Origin of the sequence: Alteromonas gilva (genome assembly GCF_028595265.1) — a bacterium.
Taxonomy (GTDB): domain Bacteria; phylum Pseudomonadota; class Gammaproteobacteria; order Enterobacterales; family Alteromonadaceae; genus Alteromonas; species Alteromonas gilva.
Genome location: NZ_JAQQXP010000001.1, coordinates 2,222,656 through 2,242,346, shown reverse-complemented (window position 1 = coordinate 2,242,346; position 19,691 = coordinate 2,222,656). Strand labels below are relative to the sequence as shown.

General features: G+C 48.2%; 10 protein-coding genes. All 10 read right to left on the bottom strand.

The genetic code is table 11. The features are described from left to right. Positions 1–424 precede the first annotated feature (424 nt). The gene (locus tag OIK42_RS09785; protein ID WP_273640112.1) at positions 425–2,134 is read right to left on the bottom strand and encodes a DUF3466 family protein; all 1,710 of its coding nucleotides are present in this window, start codon (positions 2,132–2,134) and stop codon (positions 425–427) included. Between the two features lie 12 nt (positions 2,135–2,146). Further along, positions 2,147–4,081, bottom strand: a complete 1,935-nt coding sequence (gene uup / locus OIK42_RS09780) for an ATP-binding cassette ATPase Uup (RefSeq protein ID WP_273640111.1) — start codon at positions 4,079–4,081, stop codon at positions 2,147–2,149. Beyond that, entirely contained in the window at positions 4,078–4,311 is a 234-nt protein-coding gene (locus OIK42_RS09775; RefSeq protein WP_273640110.1) for a glutaredoxin family protein, read from the bottom strand. The genes uup and OIK42_RS09775 overlap by 4 nt, the downstream gene beginning before the upstream one ends. Further along, on the bottom strand, positions 4,308–6,428 hold the full coding sequence (gene rlmKL, locus OIK42_RS09770) for a bifunctional 23S rRNA (guanine(2069)-N(7))-methyltransferase RlmK/23S rRNA (guanine(2445)-N(2))-methyltransferase RlmL (RefSeq protein WP_273640107.1): 2,121 nt from the start codon (positions 6,426–6,428) through the stop codon (positions 4,308–4,310). Before rlmKL ends, OIK42_RS09775 begins: the two co-directional genes overlap by 4 nt. Next, entirely contained in the window at positions 6,428–7,435 is a 1,008-nt protein-coding gene (gene pyrD, locus OIK42_RS09765; protein WP_273641481.1) for a quinone-dependent dihydroorotate dehydrogenase, read from the bottom strand. The genes rlmKL and pyrD overlap by 1 nt, the downstream gene beginning before the upstream one ends. 132 nt (positions 7,436–7,567) lie before the next feature. Continuing rightward, on the bottom strand, positions 7,568–12,400 hold the full coding sequence (locus OIK42_RS09760) for an NAD-glutamate dehydrogenase (RefSeq protein ID WP_273640106.1): 4,833 nt from the start codon (positions 12,398–12,400) through the stop codon (positions 7,568–7,570). 182 nt (positions 12,401–12,582) lie between these two features. Beyond that, positions 12,583–14,904, bottom strand: coding sequence for an efflux RND transporter permease subunit (locus OIK42_RS09755; protein WP_273640104.1), 2,322 nt, complete (start codon positions 14,902–14,904; stop codon positions 12,583–12,585). A gap of 9 nt (positions 14,905–14,913) precedes the next feature. Then, a complete protein-coding gene (locus OIK42_RS09750; protein ID WP_273640103.1) occupies positions 14,914–15,948 on the bottom strand; it encodes a WD40/YVTN/BNR-like repeat-containing protein in 1,035 nt (344 codons plus the stop codon). Between the two features lie 249 nt (positions 15,949–16,197). Beyond that, the gene (locus OIK42_RS09745; protein ID WP_273640101.1) at positions 16,198–17,565 is read right to left on the bottom strand and encodes a DUF1329 domain-containing protein; all 1,368 of its coding nucleotides are present in this window, start codon (positions 17,563–17,565) and stop codon (positions 16,198–16,200) included. Positions 17,566–17,583: 18 nt separating this feature from the next. Beyond that, positions 17,584–19,647 (bottom strand): DUF1302 domain-containing protein, encoded by a 2,064-nt coding sequence (locus tag OIK42_RS09740; RefSeq protein ID WP_273640099.1) that lies wholly within the window; start codon positions 19,645–19,647, stop codon positions 17,584–17,586. Positions 19,648–19,691: the final 44 nt, after the last annotated feature.

Here is a 19,691-nt window from a genome sequence, read left to right as displayed (position 1 = left end):
GTAGCAGCCAACGACTCGATACATTTTAGTGGTAGTGTGGCTTTTTCTGAACACTACTAATTTAATAGTGCAATGCTAAGCTCGGTTCAACCCCTTTTACTAATTATAACGCTTGATATTCTGCAATTAATTGAAATAAAGTGTTATTTAACGTTACACTTTTTTTGCATAATTGTTTCAATCACTAAAATAAAAAGATCTAAAAACTACAGCAAGTTGGTATCAGCATTAAAAAGTAAACCCCAACCTCTTCGTTGACGCTATTGTGTATCCGTGAGCAGCGACCTGACGGCAGGTTAAATGTGCTGTACTTCGCCAATGCCCATTCCCCGGTGTTTTGATAAACCTTATCCAAATGTCAGCTTACAAAAAAGCCCGGAAATCCGGGCTTTTTTTATCAACGGTGTACATTATTAAACACTGATTATCTTCTCAGGCGACGACGCATTAACGCAAACACACTCAATACGGCCAGACCATACCACGAAGCTGATGCACCGCTTCGTTCATACTTCGGCTCTTCAGCCTGCTCGCATTGTTCTACGGAACCCGCACTATTTGGTGTTAGCTTTACAGCAACGACACGATCGATCTGATTGGTTTCACCCGCACTATTCAGTACTTTTTCGCCGGTGATGTAGCGCTGATCATCAATAACACGTGCGTTGGCGATGATTTCGTTATTGTCATTAATATCCATCGCTGTCACCAGCGTATATTTCTGGCGCTGCTCACAGGTAAGCAGTGTATTTAAATTAATAAACTCACCCACATTGAGGTCGTACATAAATGCACGGAGTTCACGGTCAACCTGCACCTGCGATTCAAACTCACCTTCGCCGACCACAATCCCGTTGTTATTGATGGCTCTGGGCTTTACCCCGGCAGTTTGGAAAAATCCCTGCGGATAAATCTCTTCACCGCTGTCGATGTTATAAAGAAATAACTGATTACGAGCTATGTTATTGTTTTCTTGCAGTACTGTACCTACTACCCAGTTATCGTTGTTAATATCAATTGCTTCACTCATCAGGTTGTCTGAGTTTTCTGGCAATAATTCGGCGGTTTCACCGTCAATAAAGGTTGTAGCGACAGATTGCAAGTCGCGACGGGGGGTCGGCTGTTGGGCGGGTAGAGTATATACTACAGACTCACCATTGTGGCTTGCTCCAACAGCAATGCCATTGTCATTAATCGCATTTGCCCGACTGGTAAAGCTCACAAAGTTATTGTCTTCTTCTGGCTCAAACAGCAAACCATATTCAGTTGTCGACAGCAGGTTACCCTGCGCATCCAACTGCCATATCATTGCCCGGCGGTAGCTCCCTTCATTAAGTGAAAGTCCTAATGAATAGGTACATAGTTCAATGGGCACATCACCACGTTCTTCATCGTCAAAACAAAGTTCGATGTTGTTATTCACTGACTCGATGTAGGCACTACTGCCCCAACCTGCAACTTGCAGCGAGCTGTTTATGCTGAATGCTTCACTAATGCCATTAATCATATCCGGGGAGGTGGGTGGTAATGGCGTTGTTACACCATTTACCGCAACGAAAGCCTGTCTGTAGGTATCGTTAAGTACGTAGGTCACTTCTTCATCGTTACTGTCCAGCGTATCGACTTTGAAAAAAGGCGTATTGCCGGAACCCACAAAATACTGACCGCTGTACGAATCATTAACAATGCTGAATGCGCTGCGCGTATAATCATTGGTGGCATCATCAATCACGTCAAAGCCAGGGATTAGCTCTGCATCCACGGTGTCGCCCTGATAGCTGCGATAATTAGCAATAGCTTGAAAAGTCGGATCGTTTCTGCCGCGATTAGTCACAATAAACGAATAGACTGCCTGATAATCTCTGTTAGTAAAATCACCGACCTCCGCAGCATCCGGATCTGCGAAAATGGCTCTGAACGCCTCACTATCGAAATTGAGTAAGCTCAAATCAATCGGTGGGTTATATTCAGATTCGCTGACCGTGACCAGGGTACCGGTGTTGTCTATTGACTGGGCAAAGTTAAAAAACGATTTGTCCTGGACCGGAACCAGATCTAAATTGTAGGTTGCAGCCATTGCCGGGATACTTGAGGTTGCAAGGATTACTGCAGATGCAAGCTGTTTTAGTTTCATTCAAAATCCTGTTTACTGCTGTGAATCATCCAGCATACTTTCTAGTTCGTCCCAGCGCGCATAGGCCTGAGATAATTGTTCTTCACTCTCTGCGAGAGCACTCAGTGCGGGCGCGGTTTGCTCGCTTTCCTGCTTGAAAAAGTCAGGATGGTTTACCAACGCCTGCTGTTCGTCTACCTGTTGTTCAAGTTTTTCTATTAGCGCAGGTAACTGGTCAAGTTCCCGCTGGTCTTTGTATGATAACTTCTTCGCTTTGCGTATAGAAGTCTTAGCTGTCGGACTGGCTTTTTCAGGTTTAGTTTCATTTTTTGCAGCTTTTACTTCAGAACTGATAAAAATAGATTTTCCCTGCTGTGAATACCAGCTTTCAATATCACTGTAACCGCCAACAAACTCTTCGATGATACCATTTGCTGTGAACAACAGGCTGGAATTTACAACATTATCAACAAATTCGCGATCGTGACTGACTAAAATTACCGTGCCTGTATAATTTATCAGCAATGTTTCGAGCATTTCGAGGGTTTCAACGTCTAAATCGTTGGTTGGCTCATCGAGAATCAGTACGTTGCTGGGCTTGAGCATGAGCCGCGCAATCATCAGCCGGTTTTTTTCTCCTCCTGACAGCGACTTAACCGGCGCATTAACGCGCTCCGGGCTAAATAAATAATCCTGTAGATAGCTCATTACATGGCGCGGGTGGCCATTAACCATTAAGTCCCGTTTGCCGTCAGCCACCACATCAATTACCGGCTTGTCCAAATCCAGTCCAAGACGATGCTGGTCAAAATAGGCTACTTCCAGGTTCGCCCCTTGTCGGGTGCTCCCCGATACCGGCGTTAACTGACCAAGCAAGAGTTTGATCAGCGTACTCTTACCACAGCCGTTGGGGCCAATCAGTGCAATCTTGTCGCCGCGTAATACGGTGAGATCCAGGCCATCCACAATGGTTTTATCTTCGATATGATAACTGAGCTGCTGGGTTTCAAACACCAGTTTGCCTGAACGCGCAGCCTTATGTTGCGCCATGGCTGCGTTACCGGTTAACTGGCGACGGGCTGAGCGTTCTTCACGTAACTTTTTAAGGGCTCTGACCCGCCCTTCATTACGGGTGCGTCGCGCCTTAATACCCTGGCGGATCCATACTTCTTCCTGGGCAAGTTTGCGGTCAAACTCGGCCTGCTGGCTCGCTTCCACTTCCAGATCGTGTTCTTTTTTATCCAGGTAGGCCTGATAGTTGCCAGGGTAGCTGGTGAGCTGACCACGGTCGAGATCCACTATACGGGTTGCCATAGCGCGTATAAACGCCCGATCGTGACTGACAAACACAATGGCGCCCTGATACTGCTGCAGGCTCTGCTCCAGCCAGCGTATCATCTGAACATCCAAATGGTTAGTTGGCTCATCGAGCAGTAAGATATCTGGCGATCTTACCAGTGAGCGGGCAAGCGCAGCTTTACGACGCCAGCCACCAGATAAAGATGCCAACGAGGCATTACCGTCGAGCTGCAGCATAGTGAGAATTTGCTCAATCCTTTGCTCAAACTGCCAGGCATTGTGAATATCCAGCTGCTCTTGCAATGTTTGCAGCGTATTAAGGTTTTTCTCGCTGGGATCTTCTGCAACCAGCTGAATTTGCTTAAAGTAGCCTTTAAGGATGTCACCCACTTCGGCTAAGCCTTCAGCCACATAATCAAATAAGGCGATATCGGTGGTTTGTGGCGGGTCCTGCTCCAGTCGGGCAATCACCGTATCACGGTCAATAATACGCTGGCCCTCATCGGCAATGACATCACCGCTTATGACCTTCATTAAGGTAGATTTACCACTGCCGTTTCGACCGACGATACACACTCTTTCGCCCGGCTGAACAACCAGCTCGATGCCGTCCAGCAATGGCGGCTTGCCAAACAGTACTGAGATATTTTTAAGTTGTAACACACTCACTTCAGGAACAACTCCAACTCTTCAAGATTAAACGGCCAGCCTAGTTCCTGGCCATTGTCCTCGCGTTTCAGGACAGGGATCCGCACAGCGTACAGATGATATAGCTCGCTGTCTTCGCGAATATTATATTGCGTGACGGTCAGTGTATCCGCTTGCTCAGATTGTGCGATTATCGCTTCAGCGTCATGGCATAAACTGCACTGCGGGCCGGTATAAAAAGCGATTCTCATGATGATGTTAATAACCAGCACTGATGAATATTAGAATGACGAGCGAAATCCTGTGGAATCGTCTGGGCTGAAATATTCTCGGCGCTTAACCCCAGTTTGCTCATGGCGTCATTATCGAGCTTAAAACCCCGGCGATTATTTGAAAATATGATGGTACCGCCAGGCTTAAGACAACGCTTAGCCTGGGTTATCAGCATCACGTGATCGCGCTGAACATCCCAGGTAGTATCCATGCGCTTTGAATTTGAAAATGACGGCGGGTCGATAAACATCAGATCATACTGACCACTGTGCCCTGCCAACCATTGTAAACAATCAGCCTGCACAAAGTGATGGGCACCTTTAAGGTTATTCAGTTTAAAGTTGTCTTTAGCCCAGCTGATGTAGGTATTGGACATATCTACCGTGGTCACGGAACGGGCGCCGCCCAGGGCCGCGAACACCGACACACTGCCGGTATAGGCAAATAAATTCAGCACGTCTTTGTGTTTGGCCATGGCCATGACTTTTTGGCGCGTGGTGCGATGATCTAAAAATAACCCGGTGTCCAGATAATCGGTGAGGTTAACGTACAGCTGAGCGCCGTTTTCATGAACGACCTTGCGATTGCCGGACTGATTAATTTTCTCGTATTGCTGCTTACCTTTTTGTTGCTCACGCACCTTCAGCATGATTTGCTTTGAGGGCACACCGGTCACGGCCGGCAAATACAAAAGTACTTCCTGCAAGCGACGACGAGCCTTGTCGGCGTCGATGGTTTTTGGTGGTGCGTACTCTTGCACGACCAGACAATCGTCGTAGCGGTCAACAGCCACGTTGTACTCAGGTAAATCAGCATCGTAAATGCGATAACAATTAGTATTCTGCTGCTTAATCCAGGGTTTAAGTTTTTTGAGATTTTTCTTTACCCGGTTAGCGAAATCATTGTCCTGACTGTCACTAAACTGCTGACAGTTGGCCTCATCGAGGGTGTAATTAACTAACTTACACTCCAATTTGCCGTTCATCAGGTTATATTCTTTATTGCCGCGTAGCTTGAGTAACCGCAAAAGTTCACGGTTAGACGACAGCAACGACACCTGCCAGCCCTGCCAGTGTTCTTTTAACTGCTGTCCCCACTGGGCAAACAGCGGGATCAATGACGTCAACTCGCCCAGACGCTCACCGTAAGGCGGGTTAGACACCATAAAACCAGGCTCCGAAATCTTCCCGGAAGGGGTCAGTTTGGTAGCATCATTGACGCTAAAATGAATGGCGTCAAATACCCCGGCTTCGTTGGCATTTTGTTTTGCTATGGCAATCAGACGCCGATCAAGATCGCTGGCATATAACTGCACCTGCGGCGTTATTTGTTGCGCTTTTGCCGCCTCAACCGTGGCCTGCCACAGCGACTCGCGGTGACCCAGCCAGGCAGAAAAACCCCAGTGTTTGCGGCCCAGACCAGGCGCGCGTTGCATTGCCATTAAAGCCGCTTCAATAACCAGGGTGCCGGAACCACACATGGGGTCGACCAGCGGCAACTGTGTTTGACTGGCCCAGCCACTGCGCATCAGCATTGCGGCAGCCACATGTTCTTTAAGCGGTGCTATGCCGGTATCCTGACGATACGCACGCTGATGCAGGCTGCCGCCAGACAACTCTATGCCAATAACGATGTTATCGCGGTGCAAACGGCCACTGATAACAATATCCGGCTGGTCACGTTCCACATTGGGTCGGGATTGGGCTTCTTCGTAAAAATGGTCAACAATCGCATCTTTTATTTTTAAGGCACCAAACTGGGTATTATTAATTGCCCGGCTACTGCCGTTAAACTGCACGCTAAAGGTGTTATTCACACCAAAATGCATCGACCAGTCGATGTCGCGAGCGGTATCGTAGAGTGCTTCTGCTGAGGCAGCCCCGCCTTCGTTAAGGATCCAGATCACCCGGTTCGCCAAACGGGACCACAAGCATACCTTATACGCGGCTTCGATATCGCTGCTCACCCGGATGCCACCGCGAACTATGGCCAGATCGCACCCCGGACACAGATGGCTAAGTTCCTGCTTGAGCAGTTCATCGAGACCACGACTGGTGGTGACTAAAAAGCCACGTTGACTTTCTGATATTGACATTAGAGCCCTTCGACCAGTTGTTTTACTAACGCTGGTCCTTGATAAATAAACGAGGAATAAACTTGCACCAGTTGCGCTCCGGCCTGCATACGGGCTTTGGCAGACGCAACATCGTGAATGCCACCCACGCCAATAATCGGTAATTTACCGTCCAGTGCCTTGCTTAGTTGCGCCGTTATGCGCTGACTTTGCTCAACTAATACTTCACCACTTAAACCGCCGGCCTCTTCTGCGTGTGCAAGTCCCGCGACGGCGTCGCGCCCTAAGGTCGTGTTAGTGGCGATAACGCCGTCCATCTCACATTTGAGCAATGAGGCGGCAATACTGTCGACTTCTTCATTGTTCAGATCCGGGGCAATTTTAATAAACAGCGGCACATACTTTTTATGTGTGGCCGTTAAGGCTGTCTGCGCTTCTTTTAAGCCGCTTAACAAGCCTTCCAGCGCTTCGCCATATTGCAAATTACGCAACCCTGGCGTGTTGGGCGACGAAATATTAATGGTTACGTAGCTGGCGTACTGATACACCTTGTTCAAACAAATCAGATAGTCATCCAGTGCGTTGGCTTCTTCTGTGTCTTTATTCTTACCAATATTGATGCCCAGCGCACCGTCATAACGACTGGCTTTTACCTGCTCAACCAGATAATCGACTCCTTTATTGTTGAAGCCCATCCGATTAATAATGGCGTTTTTTTCCGGCAATCTGAATAGCCGCGGCTTAGGGTTACCCGCCTGCGGTCGCGGGGTCACGGTTCCCACTTCAATAAAACCAAAGCCCATGGCCGCAAACGCATCAATACATTCACCATTTTTATCCAGCCCCGCGGCCAGGCCTACCGGATTTCGAAACGTCACACCCGCTACCGTGACCGGCTTGTCGGGAGTGCGTTCGCGATACAGTGCCGCCAGCGGTGTGCGCTGAGTGCGATGCAGCCATTTAATACTAAAATCATGGCTCTTTTCAGGCTCACATTTAAGCAGAATATTTTGGATCAGATCGTACATGAAGTGTTTTAACGCCATAAAGTAAAGCCCCGGCTGGCACAAATGCCTGTCGGGGCTGTGATGATTATGTTGCCATTTTGCACCCCGGCTTAAGGCTGGATGCAAAGTGGTGTCAACCCATAGGTGCGTAGTTTACTGGTTAGACTTCATGCTTAAAAGCATCAATTCGCGCAGGGCAACAGAAAACTTCGCAAAATCGTGGCTTGAGCTGGTTTTGAACTCACTCATCATATGATACCAACGTTTTAGCAAGCCTTCATTCTTTTGCATCCAATTGTTCAATATGGCATCGGCGTCTTTTGATTTGGTATTGCCTGCCAGCAATGTCGCCACAATTGAACGCTGTTGCCAATCGAGCTCCTCACGATACGAAGCTCGTGCAAGGGCCTGCCAATGGTTACCCACAGGCTGATTATTGATTTGCTCAAGGAACCAGTGTAACTCAAGGGTAGAACCAAGCTGATAATAAAGCCGGCCAGCAACATCAATCTTATGTTCGCCCTGCTCTACCAACTGCGCCAGATCAAGCGCACTAAAGAGATTACTGAAGGCCGCAACACGCGCAGCGATCTCTTTGGGTACGCCCTTGTCCAGCCATTTTCGGGTGGCATTTTCGAGTTGATCGATTTCACTTTTAACTAAATATTTGTTCAGGTTAGTGGTTAATTCATCAACTACAGGGCGGTACTTATCGATGCACTCCTGAATATTGTTACAGTTGTCACCATGGCGAATAAACCAGCGTGTACCTCTGCGCATTAAGCGCCGCGCGGATTCAAGCATGGCTAACTGGACTGACGCATCAACCTTGTTATCCAGTGCTTCGATTTGCAGCCACATTTCTCCCACACTAAATACTTTTTTGATGATGCTGTAAGCATTAGTGATTTCTACCACATCGGCGCCGGTTTCTTCCTGCATGCGGTATACAAAGTTGGCACCCATATCGTTAACCATGTTGTTGGTTAACTTGGTGGCGATTATTTCAGCGCGCAGCGGGTGTTGTTGCATTTGCTCAGCAAAACGCTCCCGCAGTACCGGCGGAAATGCGCTAATCAGCAATTGTCCGTGATACGCGTTGTCGGTCAGCTCAGGAATATTCAGCTGATCTTTGAGTACCATCTTGCCATAGGCAATTACCACGCTCAGCTCCGGGCGGGTTAATCCGCGGTTAGACACCGCACGGTCGGAGATTTCCTCGTCGTTAGGAATAAACTCCAACTCGCGATTTAATGCGCCGTCGCGCTCCAGCCCATGTATAAAGCGCAACTGCTCTTTTAATGACGATACCCCGGTCATCTCGGTAATCGAGATTGCCTGGGTCTGACGATAGCAATCCTGCAAGACTATTTTGGCCACGTCATCGGTCATGTCATACAACAAATTATTACGCTGCTTGGTGGTTAAATCACCATTACTGACCAGCGCATTCAGCAATATCTTGATGTTGACTTCGTTGTCAGAACAATCAACGCCGCCCACATTGTCGATAAAGTCGGTATTGATTCGGCCACCTTTAGCTGCATATTCCATGCGGCCCAACTGTGTGGCGCCCAGGTTACCGCCCTCACCAATAATTTTGGCTTTGAGTTGTTCACCGTTGACCCGCACTGAGTCATTGGCGCGGTCGCCAACGTCGGTATGGCTCTCTTTTTTGCTCTTAACATAGGTACCAATACCGCCGTTCCAAATCAGATCGACGGGCATTTTAAGGCAGTTATGAATGAGCTCGTTGGGCGTCATACTTGCCTGACGGGTACCCAGCCAGCTTTTCATTTCGGCACTTAACGGAATCGACTTGGCGGCCCGGCTGAACACACCACCACCTTTGGAAATCAGCGACTTGTCGTAATCATCCCAGGTGAGACTGGGGTTTTCAAACAAGCGCTTACGTTCCTGATAGCTTTTTGCGGCATCCGGATCCGGGTCAAAAAAGATATGCATATGGTTAAAAGCAACAACCAGGCGGGTATGTTCTGACAACAGCATGCCGTTACCAAACACATCTCCGGCCATATCGCCAATCCCTACGCAGGTAAAGTCGGTGGTCTGACAATCGATGCCAATTTCGCGGAAATGACGTTTAACTGATTCCCACGCACCGCGAGCGGTAATGCCCATCTTTTTATGGTCATAGCCAATACTGCCGCCCGATGCGAAGGCATCACCCAGCCAAAAGTTATATTCCTGAGAAATACTGTTGGCGATGTCAGAGAAAGTAGCTGTGCCTTTGTCTGCCGCAACAACTAAATACGGGTCGTCGTCATCGAGGCGCACTACGTTCTCAGGGTGGACCACTTCACCGTCAACAATATTGTCGGTAATATCAAGTAAGCTGCGAATGAACGTGCGGTAGCAGGCTTTGCCCTCTTCAAAAATTTCCTGGCGGCTGGCGCCTTCGGGCATTTGCTTGCACACAAACCCGCCTTTGGCCCCTACAGGAACAATCACGGTATTTTTTACCTGCTGAGCTTTTACCAGACCAAGAATTTCGGTGCGGAAATCCTCCTGCCGGTCAGACCAGCGTAAACCGCCACGTGCAACGCGACCACCGCGCAGGTGCACCCCTTCAATTTTAGGGCTGTACACAAATATCTCGTATTTAGGCAGTGGCAGAGGCATATCGGGGATCTTCTCTGGCAACAGCTTAAACGAGACATACGGTTTTTGTGAACCATCGGCAGCGGGCTGATAAAAGTTAGTCCGCAGCGTGGCATCAATCATGTCGAGATAACGACGGATAATCCTGTCGTCATCCAGATTGCTGACCTGATCCAACGCCGTGGTAATTTTATCGTGCAGCGTTTGTTGGCGCTTGGCGCTGGGCTTTTTAGTAGGGTTAAAAATTTGCCCGAAATACAACACTAACAGTTGCGCAATATCCGGGTAATTGGACAGTGTATTGGCAATATAATCGCGGCTGAAGCTGCTTCCCGTTTGGCGCATATATTTTGCAAACGCACGCAGAATCGTCACGTCCCGACCGGTTAGTTCGGCGCTTAGCACCAAGCGGTTAAAACCGTCATCTTCAAGTTCGTTAAACCAGACCTTGGCAAAGGCGTCCTGGAACAATTGCTGCGCCTTGTCCATATCCAGATCGTGGCCGCTCTTATGCAGCATGGTGAAGTCCATCACCCATTTCAGCGTGCCGTCGGCACATTGAATTTTAAATGGGCTTTCATCAATCACCCGCAGACCAAAGTTTTCCAGGATCGGCATAACATCCGAAAGGTGTATAGGCGCATGCAGATGAAACAGCTTGAGTTTTACCACCTGGCTGTCTGACTGCTCTTCCTGGGGACGATAAAACAACATGCCCAGATTGGCTTCAGGCGTGAGCTGTTCGAGTTTTTCTATATCAACCAGCGCCGCAGTGGGTAAGTTGTACTCAGTATAAGACGGCGCAAAGGCATTAACGTAATTGCGCTCTAGCTTTTTCGCTTTCGCTTCACCATAGGCAGAAGACAGCGCCGACGACAATCTGTCATTCCAGGTTTTGGTTAACTCAATAATATTTTGTTCAATATCCTTCACGTCGATTTCCGCATCGTTATCTTCTACCCGGGCTATGTAGTGAGTTCGTGCATAGACGGACTCAGAGAAAAAGGTGGTAAATTCTACCTCCCCCGTGGCCCCCAGAGAGTGTTGTAAGAGTGCCTGGGTTTCTTTACGCAGTTGCGTGTTGTAGCGCTCACGCGGCACATACACCATGCACGAATAGAAACGGCCAAAGGTATCCCTGCGCACGAATAAGCGGGTAATGCCCCGCTCCTGCATTTGAAAAATACCCCGGATGATCTCGGCCATGTCTTCTTCTGGCGTTTGTAACAGCTCATCACGCGGATAGGTTTCAACAATATTATTAAAGGCCTTGAAGGCGTGAGTGTCAGGATCAAATTCTGATAACGTACAAATACGCTCAATTTTATCGGCAAGCAGCGGAATATCCTTGGTGCTGCTGTTATAAAAACTGGCCGAGTATAAGCCTAAGAAGCGATGCTCTCCTGTGACCTGCCCTTTGCTGTTAAACTCTTTAATCCCAACATAATCCATGTACGCCGGACGATGCACCCGTGAACGGGAATTGGTTTTGGTGAGGATCAGCAAACGTTGACTCAGCGCTTCTTCACGGGCGGTAGCGGGCAAATTCGACAGCAAGCGGGGCTTGTCACTGATGGAGTTTTTCATTAAACCCAGGGAGCTGTCGTTGTCTGGCACCCATTGATGGTCACCTTCGATGGCATTGACCGTGTAATAACGGTATCCCATGAGGGTAAAATTATGATTGTTGAGCCAGTGTAAAAACCGCAAGGAGATATCTTTACTGGTTTTATCGATTGGCAGTTCGGCTTTTTCCACACTCGCGGTAATATCATTGAGTTTAACCAGCATGGGCTGCCAGTCGCCAACCGCCAGCGACACTTCGTCCAGGGTTGAATGTAATTCTTTGGTCAGCCTGTCTACGTCGGCTTTACTGGTTTGTCTGTCGACTTCAATAAACACGACCGTTTCGCGCAGCGGCGAGGTCTCCGCGTTGTCGACAAACTTAACTAACCGGTGGTGCTTGTCGCGCTCAACATTCATCGGGCTGTGTATGAGCATATGGGCAGTAATGCCCAGACGATTCAGCGACATCCGTATTGAATCGACGAGAAACGGCATATCGCGGATAATCAATTCGACAATAGTGTGGCTTGATTTCCAGCCGTGCTTTTCAATTTCAGGGTTAAACACACGTACGTAGGGCTGCTTTGCATCGTAATTGGCAAAGGTATTCCACAAGCTCAGTGTGGCACCATATAAATCACTGTCGTTGCGGTTCTCCAGATCGTCCAGAGAGATATTCTTGAAAAAGTGTCTGCCAAAGGTGTGAATATGATTACGGCTTTTTGCATCGACTTTTTTATCGATGAGTGAAAAAACATTCTCCAGCAAAACAGAATAGCGCTGAGAGTTAACTGTCATGTGCCCTACCTAATTAGTGATTTTTAGTTAAGTGTAGATTGTATAAGCATATTTTCTCTAAAATCAGACAGAAATAAAACCCCGTCTCTTACAATATATTTACATTTTGGGTAACTATTCAGATTATGCAAATAAAAAGGAGCCATTATGGCTCCTTTTTTGGTTACTTATGCGAAAAAATATTATTTTTCAGCGCGATTAAACCACAATATTCTGGCTAATGCAGGTAACACGACGATAGCGCCAAGCATATTAACCACAAACATGAAGGTCAGCATGATCCCCATGTCGACCTGAAACTTCAGCGACGAGAAAACCCAGGTACTGACACCAATTGCCAGCGTGACGCCGGTAAAGAGTACTGCACTGCCGCGCTCTTTAAGCGCCTCCAGATACGCGTTCTCAACCGACACGCCTTGTTTAATCAGGCCATTCATGGTTGACAGGATATAAATACCGTAATCAACACCAATCCCCACGCCCAGCGCAATAACCGGTAAGGTGTAGACCGTCAGGCCGATATTTAGGTAGGTCATCAGCGCCTGAGCCAATACCGACACAACATACAGCGGTAATACCACCGAAATGGTTGCGCGCAGCGAACGGAAGCTCAGTAAACATAAAATAATCACCGCCGCAAAGACGTACAGCATCATGGGTGTCTGAGCCGCTTCCACCGCTTCGTTAGTGGCGGCCATCACGCCGACCGGCCCCGAGGCCAGGCTGAATTTAAGCTCATCAGATTCATACTCGTCACGGAATGACTTCACCGCATCCACCACCCGATTAATGGTTTGCGCCTTGTGATCTTCCATAAACAGTATCACCGGCATCACAGAACAGTTGCCATTGAGCAAGCCTGATGACGTCGGCACCCGGGCAATCGCCTGCACCAGGGTTTGCTGATTACGCGGTAGTATCTGCCATTTGGGATTACCCTCGTTGTACCCAGCGTTAATGACCTTTGCCACCGACGGCAGAGACACCGCTGACTGAACCCCGGCCACATTGGTCATTTTCCACTGAAAATCATCTATCGCCCGCATGGTGTCGTAACGGGTACAGGCTTCCGGCGTTGACTCTACCAGTACCGATATGTAATCAACGGTGACCTCAAAACGGTTGGTGATAAGGGCAGTATCCTGATTGTAACGGGAATCAGCATGCAACACTGCAGCCCCGGCCTGGATATCACCGATTTGGATTTTCTTCGACTGGACAAAACCAATGGCAAACAGTATTGCGGTAATAAGAATAATGGTAATTGCCGTGGTTTTTTGGGTGCACTTGTCGAGCAGTTTCCATAAACCAACGGAATGGGCCTCTTTACCGGCAAATCTATCCAGATAATGCTCAGGAAAGCGGATAAAGCTCATTAGTACCGGTAACAGGATCAGGTTCGTCAGAATGATTACCGCAACACCAAGACTGGCGGTAATGGCTAACTCACGAATAATACCGATATCAATCACTAACAGCGTCAAAAATCCAATGGTATCAGACAGTAATGCTATACCACCGGGGATTAGGAGCGCCCGGAACGCGGTCATCGCCGCCTGCTTGGCATGGTTGCCTTTGACGACATTTTTCTCCACCGCGTTGATCATTTGCACGCCATGACTCACGCCAATGGCAAACACCAGAAATGGCACCAGAATAGACATTGGATCGAGTCCGAAGCCCAGGGTTGTCAATAAACCCATTTGCCAGACCACCGCAATTACGGAGCAGACGATGGGTAAAATAGTTAGCATGATGTTGCGTGAGAAGAAATACACCATCAGGGTGGTGATCACGATTGCGATGGCAAAAAACAGCACAACAAATTTTGCGCCATCCGCCACATCACCAATCATTTTCGCAAAACCGATGATATGAATACTGACCTGATCATCTTCAAACTTACCGCGCAGCTTCTGCTCCAGATCTTCAGCCAGCGCCAGGGTATCGAGCGGTTTACCGGTTTCAGGATCGAGCTCCAGCAGTTGCGCCGTGACCATAGCACAGCGGTAGTTGTTGGATACCTGACGACCAACGATTTTTGCTTTTTCAATATTGGCCGCAACGGTATTAAGGGCCCGCGGATTAGAGGAATCGAAGTCTGCCGGTATTACCGGGCCGCCGGCAAATCCGCCTTCAACAATCTCGGTAAAACGGGTTGATGGTGAAAACAGCGACACCACCAACGAACGGTTAACACCATTAATAAAAAACAGTTCATCATGAACATTTTTTAAGGTATCAAAAAAGTACTGGTTAAAAATATCGCTGTCTTTATCACACACCGCAACCAGCACGCTGTTGGCACCGCCAAAATCTTTGCGATGCTCCATGTAGGTTTGCATGTATTCATGATTTAGCGGAATGTTTTTTTCAAAACCAGCGTCTAACTGCATACGCGAGGCCTGAAATGCCAGCAGCAAGGTGGCAATAATAAACAGCATAATAACCGCTACGCGGTTATTAAATATCAGTCGCTCTGCTATTTGACTAAAAGAAGACATAAAAGGTAATTAATCCAAAGAAAGTGAATAAATGCCATCGGCAGCCGTAACAAACAACTGACCATTGATCATCGCGGCATTGAGTAAAGCAGACTTGCTGTCAGTCTGAGACACGCTGATACCTGCGGCGGGTTCACAGTTTATTGGCGCCGCATAAGGGTCATAGTCGCTGGTGGAAATGGGCAGCGTCGCCTTAACCTTAAAACCGTTATTACCAATAAAATACACGGCGTCGTTGTACTCTATAATGCTGTTGATGGTAGCGGTGTTACAGGTTTTCACATAATCCCACTGCTCACCGTCATCACTGACAAACACATTACCACGTAACCCTGCTGCCACCATAAGGCCCGACTCCAACTGTGTCACATCAAAAAACGAACCGGTATAATTGACATCCAAACGTTCCCAGTTGTTGCCTTTGTCGGTACTAATCGCCAGCAGGCCCGCCTCACCCGCCAGCAGCAAGGTGTCTTCGTCAAGGCGTTTTACGCGGTTTAAATGCGGTAAAATAGAGTTTAATTCCTGCTGATAAAAGGCTTCGTCTTCCTGACGAATTTGCTCCAGGTATTCACGGTCGTAGGGGTCTAAAAATGCTGCGTGGCGTTGTGCTGACCAGCTATTGCCACCATCAAGGGTGCGATAGAATAATCCATATGCGCCAATGGCGATGCCGTGCTGGCTATCAAAAAATAACACATCCAAAAAAGGCCGTTCCATTTCGGGCGCATGCATTTGTACCTGCCAGGTACTGCCACCGTCCGGTGAATGCAGAATGGTCGCGTCGTGCCCTACTGCCCATATTTGTTGTTCGACAAGCGTAACCGCAGTCAGTGTGGTAGTGGTAGGCACAATCACCTGAGCAAAATCATCAGTAGATGATTTAATCAGCACGTGACCGCGCTCTCCAACGGCTACAGCAACATCTCCGACAGCAACGTCCAGTAATAATGATTCTTTAACAAGTGGTGCCGGGTAAGACTGTTCGGCGTTGGCCAGAAAAGAAAACAACAGTAACAGCACCATAGAATTCAATTTTTGCATTAACGGGTAAAACCTCCCCAAAAGGTACTCGTAATATAGGAAAACGGTTGGCAGCGCCAACCGTTTATAGGGACTGTTGAACTTTACTGTCCATTTTTGCAGCGGTCCGAAGGGGTCGTTATTAAAACATTTTACGCTTTGTCACAGACCTTTGACTTAGCACCACCAGGTGCTGCAGGTCTGTTTCGCGATTAAAATGCTGCCATTTAGACCTAAATTCGCCCACCAAAGCTCAACAGCCTCTGGTACTTATCTCATGCCTTCGCGGCGTAAGGCCTGTGGTGTAAATTCCGCTTCCCTTGGTTGTACCGAGAAATCGTACATCTTTTCCTCGTTATCAAGACCAATAGCTAAATAACGACGGGAGTTTAAATCATGGTAAACATCCAGCGTAGACCACTGGGTCGGCACTTCGTAATAGTTTACGCCATATGCCACTGCTACCCGGTATAATTCACCGCGATTATCGTACATGTCAGCCAACTGGATCTGCCAGCTGTCTTCGTCAATGTAGAATACACGTTTTTGATAAATATGGCGCAGGCCATCTTTAAGTGTCGCTTCTACCACCCATACCCGGTGCTTTTCCCAACGGGTAAGATCTGGGTTTACATGATTAGGCTGAAGGATCTCTTCGTAGGTCACGTCATTACCGTGCAGCTTATAGTTATTATAGGCCACAAACATTTCTTTCTTGCCTTTAAGCTCCCAGTTGTAACGATTGGGTGAGCCATTGAACATATCGAAATCATCGGTAGTACGTAATCCGTCGGCTGCCGTACCGGGCGTATCGTAGGCAATATTCGGTGCTAAGCGCACACGACGCTGACCGGTATTGTAGGTCCACGCTTTACGCGGTTCTTTAACCTGATCGAGGGTTTCATGCACCAGTAGCGCCGTACCAGCCAGGCGAGCCGGCTCCGTTACCTTTTGCTTAAACATAAACAAAATATTGTTTTCCAACAGGCTTTCCGGTGTCGCGTTTTCCTGCGAATACTGAATTAACAGTTGCTCGTCGAAACCGATGACGTTGTAGTCACCACCGGAGGTAACCGCTGCCTGACCACCGTTACGCTGTACCGCCTGACCGCGATAGCGGGCAATGTGATTCCAGATGGCTTCCAGGCCGTTGGCCGGAATAGGAAACGGAATACCGATGGCGGCGCCAGACATGCCGTTTCCATCATCAAGTAACGTTGCCCGGGTAGCGTTGGCTTTAGTGGCTTCGTAAACAAACTCGGGATTTGATGCCGAGCGGTGTGTTTTATACACCGGCAGCTGGAAAGTGTCCGGGTAGGTTTCAAACATCTTTTTCAAACCTTCAGACAACTGGTCTGCATATTGTGTGTAATTAGCGGCGGTAATCACAAACTCTGGTGCTTCACCGGCATACGGGTCAGGATGAAAGTCCCCTTCCGAGTAACCTGCCGGCGCTTTTGTTATGCCACCAGTCCAGGCCGGAATTGAGCCATCAGCATTGCCTGCGACTTCACCGCCTAAAGGCGTAAGTTCACTGCCCAGTTTCGCCGCTTCGGCTTCTGTCACCTTGGCGTGAACACTGGCCGTTGTCATTGCAACCGACATGGCTGCTGCAATCATTGCAAATTTTTTAATCATAACAAATACTACTCTTGGTTAAATTGCATACTTGATATTGAAAGATATAAAGTCGCGATCAGACAGCTGGTTAGTGGTACCAATACCACCCCAGAAGGCACTGTAAGAAGCCGTCGCAGACCATTTACTCAAGTAATCAAAGGTAAAAGAAATATTGGCTGATTTGGTGTCTTCAATAAACAAGAACAGTGGATCAGGCGTGGTACCTTTTACGTCGTGCGAGAAAGTCGCACGGGTGCGAAGGTTAACGCCCGAAAACACGTTGTTGTAATCAGCAACTGCCAGTAAACGATAGCCCCAGGCGTCATCAGTGGCAAATGGATTGGTCTCTGGTCCGTTAGATAGCCCCGTATGTAAACCGGTACGCGGGTTACCTGATTCGGTAGGTTCAAGAGACGGCGTCCGGCCGGTGCCCGGCGCGTTAAGACGCACTACTGACGGGTCCGGAAAATCAACAATATTGACATAGCCTGCTTCACCGAGCATAACAAAGTTATCAGCACCTAACATGGGGCCAAACACATGTGACAGCGTAAATTGTGCCTGCCAGGTATCTGAAAACACATAACCTTGTGCCGTTTCACCTGGTCCGGCTGCGCGGCCAATGTTATTAAGTTGGGAGATACCCGCTAAGTCAGGGCGCAGTCCGGCGTTTGCCAACTGTTCAGGCATACCCATATAGAGCAGCTCTACATCATCAATTTGTAATGGTTCATCCTGACGGTAAGCAAACTCACCGGCCAGTGCCGTAGTACCAATGTTGGTATTAAAGCTAAAGCCATACAATTTAATGTCTTCAGGGTAGTAAAACTCTGCTTGCGTAAAGGCCTGTAAGTCGGTGATGTTATCACGCGTTATCGTGCCTTGAGCAATATAAGCCAGATCCTGAGCAATTGCCGCCTGGGTAAAATTAGACGTTTTACCCGATATCAACGGCCGCTGACTGTGATAATTAATGTGGTAAAAACTCATTTCGGTTTCATTCAGTGCTTCGGCAAACCACGTCAAACGCAAACCGTACTGGCCCTGATCATCAGCATCGTTATGCGCACTGTCGCTGAAGCCACGAATGGCCACTTTAGTTGGATAGGCTAAATACGCCTGGCCAATCGCCGCCTGATCGCCGCCGGCTCTTAGCGCGTCGCCCAGACCGTTCAATGAGGCCAGCAGAAAATCAAGATCGATATCAGGGTTACCGGTAAAGCCCAACTGGATATTATTCGCCTGACCACCCTCACCGGCAAAGTCATTGGTAGCAAAATAACTGCCTGCGACCGGCAACCAGCTGCGTTCCCATTCGTACTGATAATAACCCGATATACTGACGTTCTGTGTTACACCGAGTGACGCAAAGACCATTCCCACCGGAATAAAAACTTCTTTCAGTTCGGCCCCAGGAGTACGGGCGCGTGTCACATCAACCGGGTTGGTCGTATTAATGCCGTGCTGGATAAACGTACTTTCGCCCCAGCTAACCACTTGCTGACCAACGCGCACCGTCAGCGGGCTGTCGCCTATCCACCAATCACCATAAACAAATGCATCGAGTAAACGTACATCGGTACACAACAGATCTCTGGCTTCGGGATCGTCACATAACTCGGTGGTTTGTCCGGTAATGGGGTTATCCCACGGACGATCGTTATCCATTTGCTCAAAATCATAGAACCAGAAGCCGCGGGCAAAGAAACCGATGTCACCATAACGAATATCAAGTTCGTGGTTGCCGGATATCTGGGTAGAAAAGGCATCACCAGAATTATGCGCAAGATTGCCTAAATCGCCATTCGTTGAATACTGACCATCGGACATTGCCCAAACATCAGCACTGGGATAAATCACATTGGTCGCGGCGTTGTAACCACTCCAGTTAAACTGAGGATGGTTGCTGTTACCGATTAAACTGTAATCGCGATCTTCGGTTCGGATACTGGTTGCGAGGGTAAGGTTGGTATCCAGCGACACTGATACATCGCCAAAGTCCCATGAGGCGGCACCGGCAGGCAATGTCGCGGTACTCAAAAAGGCAAATATTCCAGCTGCGATAGGCGATTTTTTGAATGCGCTATACCTGGTTATCATAATTTTATACTCCTGATTCAGCAGTAAGGTGCTGATAAAACTAC

Excerpts from the sequence above, each read along its gene's own strand:
- OIK42_RS09785 (WP_273640112.1), bottom strand. The coding sequence starts at position 2,134 with ATGAAACTAAAACAGCTTGCATCTGCAGTAATCCTTGCAACCTCAAGT.
- OIK42_RS09775 (WP_273640110.1), bottom strand. The coding sequence starts at position 4,311 with ATGAGAATCGCTTTTTATACCGGCCCGCAGTGCAGTTTATGCCATGAC.
- rlmKL (WP_273640107.1), bottom strand. The coding sequence starts at position 6,428 with ATGTCAATATCAGAAAGTCAACGTGGCTTTTTAGTCACCACCAGTCGT.
- pyrD (WP_273641481.1), bottom strand. The coding sequence starts at position 7,435 with ATGTACGATCTGATCCAAAATATTCTGCTTAAATGTGAGCCTGAAAAG.
- OIK42_RS09760 (WP_273640106.1), bottom strand. The coding sequence starts at position 12,400 with ATGACAGTTAACTCTCAGCGCTATTCTGTTTTGCTGGAGAATGTTTTT.
- OIK42_RS09755 (WP_273640104.1), bottom strand. The coding sequence starts at position 14,904 with ATGTCTTCTTTTAGTCAAATAGCAGAGCGACTGATATTTAATAACCGC.
- OIK42_RS09750 (WP_273640103.1), bottom strand. The coding sequence starts at position 15,948 with ATGCAAAAATTGAATTCTATGGTGCTGTTACTGTTGTTTTCTTTTCTG.
- OIK42_RS09745 (WP_273640101.1), bottom strand. The coding sequence starts at position 17,565 with ATGATTAAAAAATTTGCAATGATTGCAGCAGCCATGTCGGTTGCAATG.
- OIK42_RS09740 (WP_273640099.1), bottom strand. The coding sequence starts at position 19,647 with ATGATAACCAGGTATAGCGCATTCAAAAAATCGCCTATCGCAGCTGGA.